Raw genomic sequence first — 16,396 nt, 5'->3', positions numbered from 1 at the left:
CGCATTGCCCCCGCCCGCATCAACGCGCTCTCGTATCGCTGGCACGCACGCCTGCCAGCAGCGCGACGCCGCTCACCGCAAGCAAGCCCGCCAGCATGTACAGCGCGAGATCCATGCTGCCCGTGCTCGTGCGAATCATTCCGATAACCCACGGACTCACGATTCCGCTCGTGATGCCGATGCTGCTGATCAACGCGATGCCCGCCGCCGCCGCGTTCCCCGACAGATAGCTCGGCGGCACCGCCCAGAAGATCGGCAACGCGGCGAAAATGAGTACGGCGGCTGCCGAAAGAATCGCGAGCATTGCGGGGAAGCTGTCGAGATGAAGCGTCAGCGCCGCGAGCGCGATGCCGCCACCGATCGTGCAGAACGCAAAGTGCTTGCGGCGCTCGCCCATGCGATCGGAGCGGCGCGCGATGAGAATCAGGCCGATCGCGCCAATCGCATTCGGTATCACCGTGTAGAGACTTACGTGCATTACATCTTTGATGCCGAAGTCACGAATCATCAACGGCATCCAGAAATTGAGCGTGAGCGAGGCACAGGTCAGCGAAAAATAGATGAATGCGAAGAGATACACGCGCGGATTCAGGAGCGCCGCCGCGAAAGTGCGGGCATCGTGGTCGCTCTTCCCGGTGCGTTCCTGCGAACACAACGTAATCAGACGCGCCTTTTCTTCGCTGGAAAGCCACGCCGCATGCTCGGGCCGATCCACCAGATAGAACAGCGCGACGAACGCAAGCAGCACAGCAGGCGCGCCTTCGATCGCGAACATCCATTGCCACCCGTGAAGGCCCATCACGCCGCTCATGTCGCGCATGATCCAGCCGGACACCAGTCCGCCGAGCACGCCCGCTACCGCCACGCCCGCGAAGAACACGGACATCACCGCCGCACGGCGATTGGCCGGGAACCAGTACGTGAGGTACAACACGATGCCGGGGAAAAAGCCCGCTTCGAACACGCCGAGCACGAAGCGCAGCAGATAGAAATGCGATGGCTTGCTGACGAACATCATGCCCACCGACGCGGCGCCCCAAAGCAGCATGATGCGTGTGAAAGTCCGACGCGCACCGTACTTCGCGAGCAGCATGTTGCTGGGCACTTCGCAGAGCACGTAGCCGATGTAGAACACCGCCGCGCCGAGGCCGTACATGGCGTCGGAGAAGCCCAGGTCGTGCTTCATCTGCAACTGCGCGAAGCCGATGTTGATCCGGTCCAGAAAGGATACGACGTAACACAGGAACAAGAACGGAATGATGCGCCACGCGACTTTCGCAATGAGGCGATCGTCTTCGACCGAAACGTTACGGATTCCTGATGATTCAATATCGACGGATTGATGCATTGTCTCTCTCCAGAACGCCGCCTCCTCAGAGGACGGACGCGCGCTCGCTGCCCGGACGTCTTTCGCGTCCTGGAACATTAATCGGGAAAAGGGCCCGGTGCCGGGCCCATGAGAATAGCGACGAAGATCAGTCCTGCAGCGCCGCCCACATTTCCTTGTCGCGCTCAGCCGTCCAGATGCGCGGATGCTTGATGCCGCTCGCTTCGTCGTACGCGCGGGAAACATCGAACGGCAGGCAGTGCTCGTAGATGAACACGTTGCCGAACTTCGGGTCCATCGACTTGCGCGCGAGCGCCATCGCGTTCTTCAGATCGAGCTTCTGCGCGACGGCGTCGCGTCCCGCTTGCAAGAGCGTCGTCACGAAGTCCTTCGTATAGTCGATGCCCTTGTCGACTGCCGCCGGATCGAGCAGCGCGGGACCGCGTCCCGGCACGAGCTTGTGCGGCTCCAGCTTGCGCAGCGCTTCGAGCGTGGCGGGCCATTCGTCGAGTTGCGCGTCGCCGCAGTAGCAGGCGGCGTCGTATTCGACGAGATCGCCCGAAAACAAGACTTTCTGCGACGGCAGCCAGACAACCGTATCGCCCTTCGTATGGCCCGAGCCGAGATGCGCGATCTTCACTTCCAGCTTGCCGAGCCACAGCGTGATTTCTTTTTCGAATACGAGCGTCGGCCAGGTGAGGCCCGGCACGGTTTCGACGCCGGCGAACAGACGCGGAAAGCGCTCGATCTCCGACTTCATGTCCTGCTCGCCGCGCTCGACGATCATTTCATACGTGCCGCGGCTCGCGATGATCTGTTGCGCGCCCTCCTCGAAATACGCCGATGCACCCAGCACGCGCACCGCGTGATAGTGCGACAGCACCACGTATTTGATCGGCTTGTCGGTGACGGTGCGGATCCTGGCGATCAGGTCTTGCGCCATCGCGGGCGTCGCAGTGGTATCGACGATCAGCACGCCGTCGTCGCCGATGACGACGCCGGAATTCGGATCGCCCTCGGCCGTGTAGGCCCATGCGTTATCGGAAAGCTGCGTGAAGGTGATCTTCTTCTCTTCGAGATCGGCCTGGGATGCGAACGCCTTTGCCATGTCTGTCTCCATTGATCGGCAGGGATGATGCATGGTCGCGCCGCCGTTGATATTTGTCAATAGCAACGTTATTTGCTATACGTGAACTACGGGAAAACCCCGGTTCTATGATGGACAGGCCGGATGCGCTAGCATCGGCCGATCGGACTGCGCGCAGGAGCGAAGCACCCTTGAAAGAAGTCACAGACAAACCGCAACGAGGCATTCAGAGTGTCGAAGTGGCCGGGCGCATTCTCGAAGCGCTCGCGAAACGCCGTGAGCCGGTCGCATTGAGCGAACTGGCCAACGCCGCCGCGCTGTCGACGGCGCAGGCGCATACCTATCTCGTCAGCCTGACGCGGCTCGGCCTCGTCAAGCGTGACGGACTCACCGGTTATTACGAGCCCGGCCCGCTCTCGTTGCGTCTCGGGCTGATGTTCGTCGAGCAGCAGAAGGCGTATCGCGTGGCCGCCTCTCATGCTGCGGGGCTTGCGGAAAGAATCGGCTATAGCGTGGCGGTGTGCGTTGCGGGCGCTCAGGGGCCGACCATCGTCCGGTATGAACGCGGCGGCTATCCGCTGCACGTGAACCTGCACGTCGGCACGGTGATGTCGCTGCAGACCACGTCCACCGGGCGCGTGTTCAGCGCGTTTCTCGATCCCGGCCAGCTTGCCGCGATGATGAAAGGCCAGGGCATCGACCGGCCGCGCATCGGCATGGACGATACGGCTGCCCCGGATCACGCCGTCCGGCAGGCCAACCTCGATGACACGAGAAAGCGCGGCATGGCGCGCAGCGTCGACATGCCGAGCCCCGGCATCAGCAGCCTGAGCGTGCCGATCCTCGACGTGGATGGACATCTCCAACTCGCGCTGACGGTCATCGGCCCATCGGGCGCGATGGACGTGACCTGGACCGGCGACATAGCACGCGAGCTGCGTGACGTCGCGCGGCGCATCACCGAAGCACTGACTCAGCCGTCATCCATTCATGCCCTCTGATTTTTTCCCGAACCCGTACGACGCCGCGTCGTCCGAAGCGAAGGCGCAGCGCGGCATCAATGCGCTCGACAGCACGGGCGAACTGCTGAACGCGCTGGTGTCGGCGAGCCGCCCGATGAACCTGCGCGATCTCGCCGCCGCTGCGGGCATGCCGCCCGCCAAGGCATTCCCGCACCTCGTCAGTCTGCAGAAGATCGGCCTGCTCTCGCGCGACGACGACGGCTGCTTTTCGGCGGGCGCACTCGGCTTCGAACTGGGTCTCATCGCGCTGCAACGCCTTTCGCCGACGCGCGATGCCGAACCCGAAATCGTCTCGCTCGCCGCCGCGACGCAACTGAGCGTCGCCGCCGCCACGCTCGGGCCGCTCGGGCCGACGGTGATCCGGCTGGAAGAGTCCGCGCGGCCGCAGCACATCAGCCTGCGCGTCGGCACGGTGATGTCGCTCGTCAATACGGCAATCGGGCGTGTCTTTGCAGCGCATATGTCGGAAGACGTGCTGGAAGGCTTGCTCGCACAGGAACCGATCCGGCTTGCCGGCGCGGCAACCAAGCCGCCGCTCGAACGCGAGTATAGGGAGCGGCTGGAACGCATCCGCGAGCGTGGCATCGACGAAGCCTTCGACGCGCCGGTTCCCGGTGTCGGCACGTTCGCCGCGCCGATTTTCGACCATACCGGCAGCATCCGGCTGGTGATCGCGGTGATCGGCTCGTCGCGCGGCATCGACCGCGACTACGACGGTCCGGTCGCGCGGGCGCTGCTCGCGGCGACGCAGCGGCTTTCGTGGCGCTTCGGCGCCGGCGCGACGATGACAGGCCGGTGAGCGGCATCACGAGGCGCGATTCCGCTCAAGCAACGGGAAACGGCAACTGATCTGGCGGGCGTCTTCGGCATCGCCGCGTGTTGTCGACGAAGCGATCAATCTTTATCGCACTGAACGGCCGATGCCGCTTCGCATACAAGCTTCGTGCGACGCGCTGCGGCGAATTGAGTCCGGCGCGCGGCACATCGTCGCCAAAGCCGATTCATACGCACCGCGTTGTGCGAGCGTCAGAGCCGCGATGCGCTACAGAGATCAACGTTCCGTCGAGTGCGTGAGAACGCTGGCGCGGTCGGCTTCGGTCACGCCTACGCCCGAGCGAGCTTTAGCAAACGCCTCGACGAGCACGTCCATATCGCCGATATGATTCGCGAGCAGCAGCACGAGCTTGGCGTTGACCATCTGGCTGTCGGTATCGGAGAGGCCGTTGTGCGTGTCGATCAGACGCTCGTAGAAGGCGTCCATATCCGCGATGTTCGGTTCGAGATTCAGATGGCTCATCGTCGTTCATCCGTTGACTTGGGCGTTGCAGGTCCCGCGGTTCACCGCTGCGCGGACCAAGGCGACATCGAGCGTGCGCCAGCGTGCGCAGACGTGCTGATCCGGACGCAGCAAATAGAACGTGCCGGGGCGCGCATCGAAGCGATGCGTCACGATGCCCTCCACGTCCTCGATCACCTTCGCGTCGGCGATTGCAGGTGTCTTCGCGCCGCGCGGCGCGACGATCAGTGCACGCACGCGCACCGGCAGCCGTGCGAGCGCGGCGAGCCGTTCGGCGGTCTCTGCGATGTCGTTGTGCAGCCCGCAGAAATAGACGCCGGTGAACTGGCCGCCTGAAGTCTGAGGCAAGAACCACGCGTCTTCGCCATCGACGGCGACGGGCGCATCCGTGCAGACCGCGCCGGGAATCATGGTGCAGGAGAACGCATCGGCGGCATCGTCCGGCGTGTTGAGCGGCGAATTCGACAGCACCGCCGGCACCGACAGCCGCCCGCTATTGACGATGCGGCGCGCAAATGCGCTGTCCTTCGCGAGCTTCAGCGCCGCGTCGCGGAACAGGCGCGAGACCGCGCTCTTGGGCGTGATGAAATCGGTCGCGCGGGTCGAATTGCGGATGTTTTCATCGGCGGCGTATTCGCGCTCCGATGCGTAGGTGTCGAGCAGCGCCGATGGCGCATCCCCGTTGACGACGAGCCGCAACTTCCACGCGAGGTTGTCGGCGTCCTGCACGCCGCTGTTAGCGCCGCGCGCACCGAACGGCGAGACGCCATGCGCGGAATCGCCGGCGAACAGCACGCGGCCGTGCCGGAACGAATCCATGCGCAGACACGAGAACGTATAGACACTGACCCATTCGAGTTCGAATTCGACGTTCTCGCCGAGCAGCGCCTTGACGCGCGGAATCACGCGCTCGGGCGCCTTCTCGGCAACCGGATCGGCGTCCCATCCAAGCTGAAAGTCGATGCGCCACACGTTATCCGGCTGGCGATGCAGCAGCACGGACTGATTGCGGTGAAACGGCGGATCGAACCAGAACCAGCGTTCGGTCGGGAACGATGCCTTCATCTTCACATCGGCAATGAGGAACCGGTCCTTGAACGTGCGGCCCCGGCTATCGAGACCGAGCATGCGTCGCACGGGGCTGCGCGCGCCATCGGCGGCGACGACATACTGCGCGCGCAGCGGATACGTGCCGTCAGGCGTCTCGATCTGCAATTCGACGTGCCCATCGTGCTGCGTCATGCCGACGACGTTGCTTTTCCAGCGCATCTGCAGGTTGTCGAGCTGCATTGCGCGATCGGCGAGAAAGCCTTCGACGTAGTACTGCTGCAGGTTGATGAACGCAGGCCGCGCATGGCCCGTTTCCGGCAGCAGGTTGAACGTATAGATCAGTTCGTCCTGGAGGAACACCTTGCCGACATTCCAGCTCACGCCCTTTTCGACCATGCGATCGCCGCAGCCCAGCCGATCGAAGATTTCGAGCGTGCGCTTGGCAAAACAGATGGCGCGCGAGCCGGTCGACAGGGTGTCGTCGTTATCGACGAGCACGACTTTCACGCCTTGCTGCGCGAGATCGATCGCGGTGGAAAGCCCGACCGGCCCCGCGCCGATGACGACAACCGGATGCACCGCGTCCGACGGCGCATCGTGCTCCGCCGGCCGGACGTAGTCGAATCGCAACTTTTGATAATCGGTCTGCATGCCGCGTCTCCCGCCACTCAATTTATTTATAGCAACTGTTCTTGCCATACGTGAATTGATGCTCATTGTAGGACGCGGGGCGAAGTTGAAAATCTGTGTAAACCCTAGGGACGTGCGTCGTGCCGGGATGGCGCTCGCCCTCGTCCACGGCACGCCCCCTGCTTCATTCGATCTCTCACCCACGAGCGCCCGATGCCCCTGCCCTTCTACACCGTCGGCCATTCCACCCGGACCATCGACGAGCTAGCCGCGCTCTTGCAAACAGCGGACGTGCAGCAGCTAGTCGACATCCGCACGGTGCCGAAATCCCGGACGAATCCCCAGTTCAACGCCGACACGTTGCCCACGAGCCTCGCGCCCTACGGCATCGCATATGAGCGAATCGCCGAACTGGGCGGTCTGCGCAGCAAAGCGAAAGACGTTGCGCCCGATGTGAACGGCTTCTGGGAGAACCGCAGCTTTCACAACTACGCGGACTATGCGCTGTCGGACTCCTTCCGCAGCGGTCTCGACCAACTGATCCGCCTCGGCCGTCAGCAACGCTGCGCCGTCATGTGTTCCGAGGCGGTCTGGTGGCGCTGTCACCGGCGCATCGTCGCGGACTATCTGCTCGCGCACGGCGAGACCGTATTTCATTTGATGGGCGACGACCGCATCGAAGAAGCGCATCTGACGCAAGGCGCCGCCGTCCGCGCGCCGGGCATCGTTCACTATCCGGTTCAAGATCCGGCGACATGACGCAGCAGGATCGTCCTATCCGCGCCCCGGGACAGCGTGTCAAAGTGACAGGCATCTTCCAACGTGGAGCATGCCGTGTCGGCCGCCGAAACATCCGCTCTTCTCTACCGCCCTTTCACCGTCGATGACATCCCCGCCGCGCACGCGCTCTCGCTCGAAGTGAAATGGCCGCATCGCGCCGACGACTGGCGCTTCGTACTCGATGTGGGCGCGGGCTTCATCGCGCAGGACGGCGAACGCGTCGTCGGCACGGCGCTCTGCTGGAAGCACGGCGACGCGGGCGGATCGCTCGGCATGGTCATCGTCGCGCCCGACAGCCAGGGCAAAGGCATCGGACGCAAGCTGATGGAACTGCTGCTCGAGGCGCTCGGCAGCCGCATCACCGTGCTGCACGCAACGCCCGCCGGCGAGCCGCTTTATGCGAAGCTCGGATTCAAGCGCATCGGCGCGGTCCATCAGCACCAATCCGCGAGTTTCTCCGTGCCTGTCGTGAATCTGCGGCCCGGCGAGCGCATTCGCGCGATCGAACCGGGCGATACCGCCACGCTCGTCGCGTTGGCATCGCGGGCATGCGGATTCGATCGCGGCGCCGTGCTGCCGGCGCTGTTGCGCATCGCGCAAGGCGTGCTGATCGAGCGCGAGGGGCAAACGCTCGGCTTCGCGCTCATCCGCGAATTCGGGCGCGGTCATGCCATCGGCCCGGTCGTCGTGAGCACCGCCGGTCAAGAGCACATGCGCCATGCGCAGGCGCTCATCGCGCATCTTCTGGCACGCAACGAGGATCGCTTCACGCGCATCGATACGCCTGGCGAAAGCGGCCTGTCGGACTGGCTCGCGGCGCTTGGCCTGCCGCGCGTCGATACCGTCATCAAGATGGCGCGCAACGGCACGCCGCCGCACGATGAATCCGTCGCGCAGTTCGCGATCATCAATCAAGGGCTGGGCTGATCCATGACGATCCTCTACAAGGCCGATCCCGAGCGCGGCAGGCAATGGGCGCAGCACTTCGCGCAAAAAGCGCCGGACGTGCCCTTCCGCTTGTGGCCCGATATCGGCGACGCCGCCGCCGTTCGCTATCTCGCCGCATGGCAGCCGCCCGCCGGCATCATGCAGACGCTGCCCAATCTCGAAGTGATCTTCTCGGTGGGCGCGGGCATCGATCAGTTCGATTTGTCCGCCGTGCCGGAGCATGTGGCGGTCGTGCGGATGACCGAGCCGGGCATCGTGGAAGGCATCACGGAATACGTGACGCAAGCCGTGCTCACGGTTCATCGCGACCTGCTCGACTACGCGACGCTGCAACGCGAGCGTGCATGGCGCGAGATGCCGGTGCGCGCCGCTTCGACGCGGCGCATCGGCGTGCTCGGCCTCGGCATGCTGGGCACGGCAGTGTTGAAAACGCTGCGTCTCTTCGGCTTTCCGTGCGCGGGATGGAGCCGCTCGCAGCATGAGATAGAAGGCGTCGAATGTTATGCGGGCGATGCGTCCTTCGACGCCTTCCTCGCCCGCACCGATATCCTCATCTGCCTGCTGCCGCTCACCGCTGCGACGCGCGGCGTCATCAATCGGCACGTCTTCGCGACGCTGCCGAAAGGCGCGTCGTTCATCAACGTCGGGCGCGGCCCGCACGTGATTCAGCAGGACTTGCTCGACGCGCTCGACAGCGGCCATCTGCATGCCGCCATCCTCGATGTGACCGATCCCGAACCCTTGCCGCCGACGCATCCGTTGTGGACGCATCCGCGCGTGCGCCTGACGCCGCATATCGCGAGCGCCACGCGTCCCGAAAGCGCCGTCGACGTGGTGCTGGACAATCTGCGGCGTCATCGCGCGGGAGAACGGATGATCGGCGAGATAGACCGCACGCGCGGCTACTGAACCCATTGGCTGAAGCACGCAGCACAAAATGCTGCGCGGCCCCTCAAAACGCCGCATTTGCGCTATTTGGCGATTTTTTTGGCGATGCGCGCAGTGCCTTCCTGCCGATACGATGGAAGCGGTCAAGAGCCATTCCGAACACTTCGCGAAGAGGAAGCCGCATCATGTCGATCAAGTCGCTCGTCGAGTCCGACCGCAAGCATCTGATTCATCCTGTCGTCAGCTATCGCGCGCATGAAGCGCGCGGCGTCACCGTGCTCGATTCCGCCGATGGCGTGTTCCTGCGCGATATCGAAGGCAACCAGCTGCTCGACGCGTTCTCGGGCCTCTGGTGCGTGAACACGGGGTATGGGCAAGCGAGCATCGTCGAAGCCGCTACGAAACAGATGGCGAAGCTGCCTTATGCGACCGGTTATTTCCACTTCGGCTCCGAGCCCGCGATCGAACTGGCCGCGAAGCTCGTCGAACTCGCGCCGGCATCGCTGCAACACGTGTACTTCACGCTCGGCGGCTCCGATGCAGTCGACTCCGCGCTGCGCTTCATCACGCACTACTACAACGCAACGGGCCGTCCGTCGAAGAAGCATTTCATCGCGCTGCAACGCGGCTATCACGGATCGTCGTCCATCGGCGCGGGGCTGACGGCCTTGCCCGCGTTTCATCGCAACTTCGATCTGCCGCAGCGCACGCAGCATCACATTCCGTCGCCGTATGCTTATCGCAACGATTACGCGGATGACGCCGCGCTCATCGATGCATCGGTGAAAGCGCTCGAAGCAAAAGTAGCCGAACTCGGCGCGGACAACGTCGCTGCGTTTTTCTGCGAGCCGATCCAGGGCTCGGGCGGCGTGATCGTGCCGCCCGCCGGCTGGCTGAAAGCGATGCGCGAAGCCTGCCGCAAGCTCGATATCCTCTTCGTCGCCGATGAAGTCATTACCGGTTTCGGCCGCACCGGTCCGCTCTTCGCTTGCGAAGGCGAAGGCGTCGAGCCGGACCTGATGACGGTCGCGAAAGGTCTGACGGCAGGCTATGCGCCGATGGGCGCGGTGCTCATGTCGGATGCGGTCTATCAGGGCATCGCGAATGGCGGCGATGCAGCGGCGCCGATCGGTCATGGTCATACGTATTCGGCGCATCCGGTGAGCGCGGCCATCGGTCTCGAAGTCATGCGGCTCTATCACGAAGGCGGCCTGCTGGCGAACGGCCAGGCGCAAGCGCCGCGCTTCGCACAAGGGCTTGATGCGCTGCTGGATCACCCGCTCGTCGGCGATTCGCGTCATCGCGGCTTGCTCGGTGCGCTCGAACTCGTCGCGGACAAGGACAGCAAGCGCGGCTTCGACGCCTCGCTCAAGCTGCCCGATCGCATCGCGGCGGCGGCGTATCGCAACGGGCTCGTGTTTCGTGCGTTCGGCGACAACATTCTCGGCTTCGCACCGGCGCTTTGCTATACGGAAGCGAACTTCGACATGCTGTTCGAGCGGCTCACCAAAACGCTCGACGACGTGCTCGCCGCAAGCGAGGTCCGCGCTGCGTTGAAGGGCGTTTCCGGATGCAGTTCCCGCGCGGCAGCGTGATAACATCGACCGACCGCCGACATGCAAGACCGACCTCGCCACGATGAGCAACGACAGCAAGCTGGACCGCCTCGATCTCCGCATTCTTTCGCAATTGCAGAAGCGCGGGCGCATCACGAACGTCGAGCTTGCCGATGCAGTCGGTCTGTCGCCCAGTCCTTGCCTGATCCGCGTGAAAAGGCTGGAAAAAGCGGGGTATATCGTCGGTTATGGTGCGCAGATTCAACTCGAGAAACTCGGCGACGTGCAGGTGGTCTTCACCGAAGTCACGCTCGCCGATCATCGCCGCGAGGACTTCATCAACTTCGTGAATGCGGTGAAGGATGTCGACGAGATCGTCGAGTGTCATCTCGCGAGCGGCGGCTACGACTATCTGCTCAAGTTCGTCACGCGCAGCGTGAGTCATTATCAAAGCATCATCGAAGGGCTGCTGGAGCGCGGCATCGGCATCGAAAAGTACTTCAGCTACGTCATCATCAAGACGTCGTTCGTGAAGTCGCACTATCCGCTCGAAACGCTCTTCTCGCAGCCGCAACACTGAGGCGCACGCCTCGTCTCTCTTTCGTTTGTCGAAGGCACGCTCGCGCCAGTGCACGCGCGTGCTTTTTCACGTCGATCAACTTCACGCGGAGTAATCCATGTCCAGCACCTATCGCATTGCCGTGATTCCGGGCGACGGCATCGGCAAGGAAGTCATGCCCGAAGCATTGCGCGCGCTCGATGCCGTGAGCAAGCGTTTTGGCATCGCGCTCGAATACCGGCAGATCGAATGGGCGAGCTGCGATTACTACGCGCAGCACGGCCAGATGATGCCCGATGACTGGAAAGCCCAGTTGCAGGACGCCGATGCGATTCTGTTCGGCGCGGTCGGCTGGCCGCAGACGGTGCCGGACCATATCTCGCTGTGGGGTTCGTTGCTGAAGTTTCGACGCGAGTTCGATCAGTACATCAATCTGCGTCCCGCGCGTCTTTTCGAGGGCGTGCCCTCGCCGCTCGCGAATCGCAAGGCGGGCGACATCGACTTCATGATCGTGCGCGAGAACACCGAAGGCGAGTATTCGGCGGTGGGCGGCGTGTCGTTCGAAGGCACGGAGCGCGAGTTCGTCTCGCAGACTTCCATCTTCACGCGCAAGGGCGCTGAGCGCGTGCTGAAGTTCGCATTTGATCTGGCGCAAAAGCGCGAGAAGAAGATCACCGTTGCGACGAAGAGCAACGGCATCTCGATCAGCATGCCGTGGTGGGATGCGCGCGCCGCAGAGATCGCGCAGCAGTATCCTGACATCGAGTGGGACAAGCAGCACATCGACATTCTGTGCGCGCGCTTCGTGCTGAATCCGGATCGCTTCGACGTGGTCGTCGCGACCAATCTCTTCGGCGATATTCTTTCCGATCTCGGCCCCGCATGCACGGGCACCATCGGCATCGCGCCATCGGCCAACATGAACCCCGAGCGCAACTTTCCATCGCTGTTCGAGCCGGTTCACGGTTCCGCGCCGGATATCGCGGGCAAGGGCATCGCCAATCCCATTGCGATGATCTGGTCCGCCGCGATGATGCTCGACTTCCTCGGCGAACGTGACGCGCACGACGCGATGCTCGCCGCCATTTCCGCGGTGCTGAAAGAAGGCCCCCGTACCGGCGATCTCGGCGGCACGGCGAAGACGGCGGACGTCGGCGCGGCGATCGCCCAACTGCTCGGCTGATGTTTCCGGGAGACCATCATGACGCAACGATACGAGTTGAGCGATCTCATTCGCGCCGATAACTTCATCGACGGCAAGTGGGTCGCGGCTGCAAGCGGCAAGCGCTTTGCCGTCACCGATCCCGCGACGGGCGAAGTCATCGCGCAGGTCGCCGACAGCGGCCCCGCCGATGCGCGCGCCGCCACCCACGCCGCCGCACGCGCGTTCCCCGCCTGGCGCGATGCCTTGCCGAAGGAACGCGCGGCGGTGCTGCATCGCTGGCATGCGTTGATCGTCGAGAACGCCGATGCGCTCGGACGTCTCATCTCGCTGGAACAAGGCAAGCCGTTCGCGGAAGGGCGCGGCGAAGTGATGTACGGCGCGTCCTACGTCGCGTGGTTCGCGGACGAAGCCACGCGCATCTACGGCGACATCATTCCGCAGCAGCAGCGCGGCAAGCGCATGAGCGCGGTGAAAGAACCGGTAGGCGTCGTCGCGGCGATTACGCCGTGGAACTTCCCGCTCGCGATGATCGCGCGCAAGATCGCGCCCGCGCTCGCGGCGGGCTGCACGGTCGTCGGCAAGCCGGCGGAAGACACGCCGCTCACCGCGCTTGCGCTCGTGCTGCTCGCGCATGAAGCGGGCGTGCCGCCGGGCGCGTTGAATCTGATCAGCGCGTCGCGCGAGCACGCGCAGGAAGCGGTCGCGGACTGGCTCGAAGACGGCCGCGTGCGCAAGATCACCTTCACCGGCTCGACACCCGTCGGCAAGTATCTCGCGCGGGAATCGGCGGGCACGTTGAAGAAGCTGTCGCTCGAACTCGGCGGCAACGCGCCCTTCATCGTGTTCGACGACGCCGACATCGAAGCCGCTGTCGCGGGCCTCATGGCATCGAAGTTTCGCAACGGCGGACAGACTTGCGTGTGCCCCAATCGCGTGTACGTGCAGTCATCCGTCCATGACAGGTTCGCCGACTTGCTGACGCAGCGCGTCGCCGCGCTGAAGGTTGCGCCCGCCACCGATCCCGACGCGCAGATCGGCCCGATGATCAACGCGCGCGCCGTCGAGAAGATCGAGCGCCATGTGAGCGATGCCGTGAAGCGCGGCGCTCGCGTGCTCACGGGCGGCAAGCGTCTCTCGCAGATCGGACCGAACTATTACGCGCCCACGGTGCTGGCCGACGCCACGCCGGACATGCAGTTGAGTTGCGAGGAAACCTTCGGTCCTGTCGTGCCGCTCTTCCGTTTCGAAGATGAAGCCGAAGCCATTCGCGCCGCCAACGATACGCCTTTCGGCCTCGCCTCGTACTTCTACAGCCAGAATGCAAAGCGCATCGACCGCGTCTCGCGTCTGCTCGAAGCGGGAATCGTGGGCATCAATGAAGGCGCGCTGGCGAGCGAGGCCGCGCCGTTCGGCGGCGTGAAGGAATCGGGCTACGGACGCGAAGGCTCGAAGTATGGTCTCGACGACTACCTGTCGATCAAGTACCTGTGCGAGGGCGGTCTCGAATGAACGCGTATCCGATCGAGATCGCGTTTCCGGACATCGGCGCGCATGAGGCGGGCAATACGGGTGTGCCGTATGTGCATACCTTCGATTCGGGCATCGACGGTCCGCATGTGATGATCAACGCGCTCACGCACGGCAATGAAGTGTGCGGCGCGATCGTCGTCGATCAACTGCTGCGCGCGGCACTGCGGCCGAAGCGCGGCAAGCTCACGCTCGCGTTTGCCAACGTCGATGCATACCGCCGTTTCGATGCGGACCAGCCCGACGCTTCGCGCTTCGTCGATCAGGACTTCAATCGCGTATGGACCGCGCAAACGCTCGATGACGCCTCGCGCGACTCGAGCGAGCTGCGTCGCGCCCGGGCGATGCGGCCCGTCATCGACACCGTCGATCTGTTGCTCGACCTGCATTCGATGCACGAGAAGAGCAAACCGTTGATTGTCGCGGGGCCGCTCGACAAGGGCATCGAACTGTCGGCGCGGCTCGGCACGCCCGCCACCGTCATCTGCGACGAAGGGCATCCCGAAGGCCGGCGCATGCGCGATTACGAGGGCTTCGGCGATCCATCGAGTGCGAAGAACGCGTTGCTCATCGAATGCGGCCAGCATTGGGAAGCGAACGCGGTGACGGTCGCCCGCGATGTGACCGCGCGCTTTCTCGTGCTCTCCGGCGTGATCGACGAACCAGACGCGCCCGAAGGATGGATACAGCCAGCGCCGCCGGAAATGCTCGTCGTGCGCGTGACGCAACCCGTCGTCGCAACGAGCATGGATTTCCGCTTCGCCGCCGATTACACCGGTCTCGAAGTCTTTCCCGATGCGGGCAGCGTCATCGGCTGGTCGGAAGGCAAGCCTGTCGAAACACCCTACGACGACTGCATGCTCGTCATGCCTTCATTACGGCAACTGCGGCCCGGCGTGACGGTCGTGCGGCTCGGCAAGATAGAACGGCGAATCCAGCGTACTTGAGAGCGAGACATGAAAGTTCAGCAGATCCGGCAGAGCGTGGCGATTGAAGGACTCGAAGACTGGGGCACGGCCGGACTTCCAGGCACGCGGGAAATCAGGGTATCGGGCGTGCAGAAAGTCATTCCCGGCAGCGAAGCCATCGATACCGGCGTGTTCGAATGCACGCCCGGCACGTATCGTCGCGCGGTGAAGCAGGCGGAGGTCATGCATTTTCTCGCGGGCAGCGGCCGCTTCACGCCCGACGGCGAAGACACCGTGCACTTCGCGGGCGGCGATACGCTCTTCTTTGCGGCGGACACCGAAGGCACATGGGAAGTCGATGAAACCATGCGCAAGGTCTATGTGATCTTCTGAGCGGCATAACATCAGGTCATGGTCACTCCAACAATTGCGGCGTTGCCCTCGCCTAATTGACTCAATATATTTCGAATCATCCCCGCGTCGTCGCCGCTTCGGACTGAAACCGGGCGGGGCCGCGCGACCTGCAACAGGTCCACTGCTTCAACCTTGTCGAGGAAAACGCCGTGATGAAAATTGCAAGGTTCCGCTGTCCGCACATTCCCGTTCGTCCGCTCGCCATGACATTGCTGCTGTCGGTCGCGGGCGCGGCGCCCGCCTTCGCGGCCGGCAAGATCACGTTCGTGTCGCAAGGCGGCGCCTATCAGGAAGCGCAGACCAAGGCGATTCTCGATCCCGCCGCGAAAGAGCTGGGCATCACCATCAACCAGGACAGCATTCCGGATGCGTGGCCGCAGATCAAGGCGCAAGGCGCGACGGGCAAGCCGATCTGGGACGTCGTCGACACGCCCACATCGAACTGTCTGCGCGGTGGGCGCGAAGGTTTGCTCGAGAAGCTCGACTTTTCGAAACTGCCCAATGCCGCGAGCATTCCCGAGAAGTACCGTACGCCTTATTCGGTGCCTTACGAGTTTTATTCCACCGTCATCGGCTACAACAAGAAGACGCTCAAGAAAGTCCCGCAAAGCTGGAAAGACTTCTGGGACGTGAAGAACTTCCCCGGCACGCGCGCCTTGCGCAACGACCCGACGACCGTGCTCGAAGCCGCGCTGCTCGCGGATGGCGTAGCGCGTGACAAGCTCTATCCGATCGACGTGGATCGCGCGTTCAAGAAGCTCGAAGAGATCAAGCCGCACATCACGGTATGGTGGACATCGGGCGGCCAGTCCGCGCAATTGCTGCATGACGGCGAAGTCGACATGACGATGATCTGGAACGGCCGCGCAAGCGCCGTGATGAAGGACGATCCGGACGTCGCGTTCACCTTCAACGACGGCATCCTGCAGAACACGCAGCTTTGCATCCTCAAGAACGCGCCGAATCTCAGCGACGCGGTGCGCTTCGTGAATGCAGCGGTATCGCCGGAATTGCAGGCGAATCTGCCGCTTTATATCGACTATGGTCCGGGCAATCCCGCTGCATTCAAGACCGGCAAGATCACCGGCAAGCGCGCGGCCGAATTGCCGAGCGCCCCGGCCAATGCAGCGAAACAAGCGTTGATGTCGGAGGATTGGTGGGCGTCCGAGCCGGGCATTCAGGCGAAGGCCCGCTGGCTCAAGTTCATGCAGTGACGCGGCTCGCGCGCTCGACGTGTT

At 63.5% G+C, this 16,396-nt stretch carries 14 protein-coding genes and 1 pseudogene; 11 read left to right on the top strand and 4 right to left on the bottom strand.

Features of this window, described 5'->3' with window-relative positions; translation table 11 throughout:
• Window positions 1-19 precede the first annotated feature (19 nt).
• The gene (locus AB6804_RS07335; RefSeq protein ID WP_370885891.1) at window positions 20-1,348 is read right to left on the bottom strand and encodes an MFS transporter; all 1,329 of its coding nucleotides are present in this window, start codon (window positions 1,346-1,348) and stop codon (window positions 20-22) included.
• Between the two features lie 127 nt (window positions 1,349-1,475).
• On the bottom strand, window positions 1,476-2,435 hold the full coding sequence (locus AB6804_RS07330; RefSeq protein WP_370885890.1) for an MBL fold metallo-hydrolase: 960 nt from the start codon (window positions 2,433-2,435) through the stop codon (window positions 1,476-1,478).
• Between the two features lie 110 nt (window positions 2,436-2,545).
• On the opposite strand from AB6804_RS07330, the pseudogene AB6804_RS07325 reads away from it, so the two are divergent.
• Window positions 2,546-4,235 (top strand): annotated as a pseudogene (locus tag AB6804_RS07325) (IclR family transcriptional regulator).
• Between the two features lie 252 nt (window positions 4,236-4,487).
• On the opposite strand, the gene AB6804_RS07320 reads toward AB6804_RS07325, so the two are convergent.
• Window positions 4,488-4,733, bottom strand: a complete 246-nt coding sequence (locus AB6804_RS07320; protein WP_370885889.1) for a DUF2783 domain-containing protein — start codon at window positions 4,731-4,733, stop codon at window positions 4,488-4,490.
• Between the two features lie 6 nt (window positions 4,734-4,739).
• Entirely contained in the window at window positions 4,740-6,434 is a 1,695-nt protein-coding gene (locus AB6804_RS07315; protein ID WP_370885888.1) for an FAD-dependent oxidoreductase, read from the bottom strand.
• Between the two features lie 192 nt (window positions 6,435-6,626).
• Between AB6804_RS07315 and AB6804_RS07310 the strand changes: the two genes are divergently transcribed.
• The 10 genes from AB6804_RS07310 (at window position 6,627) to AB6804_RS07265 (ending at window position 16,372) form a co-directional block, all read left to right on the top strand.
• Window positions 6,627-7,172 (top strand): DUF488 family protein, encoded by a 546-nt coding sequence (locus tag AB6804_RS07310; RefSeq protein WP_370885887.1) that lies wholly within the window; start codon window positions 6,627-6,629, stop codon window positions 7,170-7,172.
• Between the two features lie 75 nt (window positions 7,173-7,247).
• Entirely contained in the window at window positions 7,248-8,120 is an 873-nt protein-coding gene (locus AB6804_RS07305) for a GNAT family N-acetyltransferase (RefSeq protein ID WP_370885886.1), read from the top strand.
• A gap of 3 nt (window positions 8,121-8,123) precedes the next feature.
• Window positions 8,124-9,050: a 2-hydroxyacid dehydrogenase gene (locus tag AB6804_RS07300; RefSeq protein ID WP_370885885.1), complete on the top strand. Its 927-nt coding sequence runs from the start codon at window positions 8,124-8,126 to the stop codon at window positions 9,048-9,050.
• A 164-nt stretch (window positions 9,051-9,214) separates the two neighbouring features.
• Window positions 9,215-10,624: an aspartate aminotransferase family protein gene (locus AB6804_RS07295; RefSeq protein WP_370885884.1), complete on the top strand. Its 1,410-nt coding sequence runs from the start codon at window positions 9,215-9,217 to the stop codon at window positions 10,622-10,624.
• A gap of 43 nt (window positions 10,625-10,667) precedes the next feature.
• A complete protein-coding gene (locus AB6804_RS07290) occupies window positions 10,668-11,165 on the top strand; it encodes an Lrp/AsnC family transcriptional regulator (protein WP_035962638.1) in 498 nt (165 codons plus the stop codon).
• Window positions 11,166-11,262: 97 nt separating this feature from the next.
• Window positions 11,263-12,327: a tartrate dehydrogenase gene (locus AB6804_RS07285; RefSeq protein WP_370885883.1), complete on the top strand. Its 1,065-nt coding sequence runs from the start codon at window positions 11,263-11,265 to the stop codon at window positions 12,325-12,327.
• A gap of 18 nt (window positions 12,328-12,345) precedes the next feature.
• Complete coding sequence (locus tag AB6804_RS07280) at window positions 12,346-13,818, top strand: NAD-dependent succinate-semialdehyde dehydrogenase (protein WP_370885882.1); 1,473 nt, start codon at window positions 12,346-12,348, stop codon at window positions 13,816-13,818.
• Window positions 13,815-14,783: a M14 family metallopeptidase gene (locus AB6804_RS07275; RefSeq protein ID WP_370885881.1), complete on the top strand. Its 969-nt coding sequence runs from the start codon at window positions 13,815-13,817 to the stop codon at window positions 14,781-14,783. Before AB6804_RS07280 ends, AB6804_RS07275 begins: the two co-directional genes overlap by 4 nt.
• Window positions 14,784-14,792: 9 nt before the next feature.
• Window positions 14,793-15,137, top strand: coding sequence for a cupin domain-containing protein (locus AB6804_RS07270; RefSeq protein ID WP_370885880.1), 345 nt, complete (start codon window positions 14,793-14,795; stop codon window positions 15,135-15,137).
• 173 nt (window positions 15,138-15,310) lie between these two features.
• Window positions 15,311-16,372: an ABC transporter substrate-binding protein gene (locus AB6804_RS07265; protein ID WP_370885879.1), complete on the top strand. Its 1,062-nt coding sequence runs from the start codon at window positions 15,311-15,313 to the stop codon at window positions 16,370-16,372.
• Window positions 16,373-16,396: the final 24 nt, after the last annotated feature.

Source organism: Caballeronia sp. RCC_10, from assembly GCF_041360715.1.
In the GTDB taxonomy this organism is placed as follows: Bacteria; Pseudomonadota; Gammaproteobacteria; order Burkholderiales; family Burkholderiaceae; genus Caballeronia; species Caballeronia grimmiae.
The sequence above is the reverse complement of the archived record's forward strand: the minus strand, read 5'-3'. Positions and strand labels throughout refer to the sequence as shown.

Coding starts and splice junctions, on each gene's coding strand:
- AB6804_RS07335 (WP_370885891.1), bottom strand. CDS start 1,348: ATGCATCAATCCGTCGATATTGAATCATCAGGAATCCGTAACGTTTCG.
- AB6804_RS07330 (WP_370885890.1), bottom strand. CDS start 2,435: ATGGCAAAGGCGTTCGCATCCCAGGCCGATCTCGAAGAGAAGAAGATC.
- AB6804_RS07320 (WP_370885889.1), bottom strand. CDS start 4,733: ATGAGCCATCTGAATCTCGAACCGAACATCGCGGATATGGACGCCTTC.
- AB6804_RS07315 (WP_370885888.1), bottom strand. CDS start 6,434: ATGCAGACCGATTATCAAAAGTTGCGATTCGACTACGTCCGGCCGGCG.
- AB6804_RS07310 (WP_370885887.1), top strand. CDS start 6,627: ATGCCCCTGCCCTTCTACACCGTCGGCCATTCCACCCGGACCATCGAC.
- AB6804_RS07300 (WP_370885885.1), top strand. CDS start 8,124: ATGACGATCCTCTACAAGGCCGATCCCGAGCGCGGCAGGCAATGGGCG.
- AB6804_RS07295 (WP_370885884.1), top strand. CDS start 9,215: ATGTCGATCAAGTCGCTCGTCGAGTCCGACCGCAAGCATCTGATTCAT.
- AB6804_RS07290 (WP_035962638.1), top strand. CDS start 10,668: ATGAGCAACGACAGCAAGCTGGACCGCCTCGATCTCCGCATTCTTTCG.
- AB6804_RS07285 (WP_370885883.1), top strand. CDS start 11,263: ATGTCCAGCACCTATCGCATTGCCGTGATTCCGGGCGACGGCATCGGC.
- AB6804_RS07280 (WP_370885882.1), top strand. CDS start 12,346: ATGACGCAACGATACGAGTTGAGCGATCTCATTCGCGCCGATAACTTC.
- AB6804_RS07275 (WP_370885881.1), top strand. CDS start 13,815: ATGAACGCGTATCCGATCGAGATCGCGTTTCCGGACATCGGCGCGCAT.
- AB6804_RS07270 (WP_370885880.1), top strand. CDS start 14,793: ATGAAAGTTCAGCAGATCCGGCAGAGCGTGGCGATTGAAGGACTCGAA.
- AB6804_RS07265 (WP_370885879.1), top strand. CDS start 15,311: ATGAAAATTGCAAGGTTCCGCTGTCCGCACATTCCCGTTCGTCCGCTC.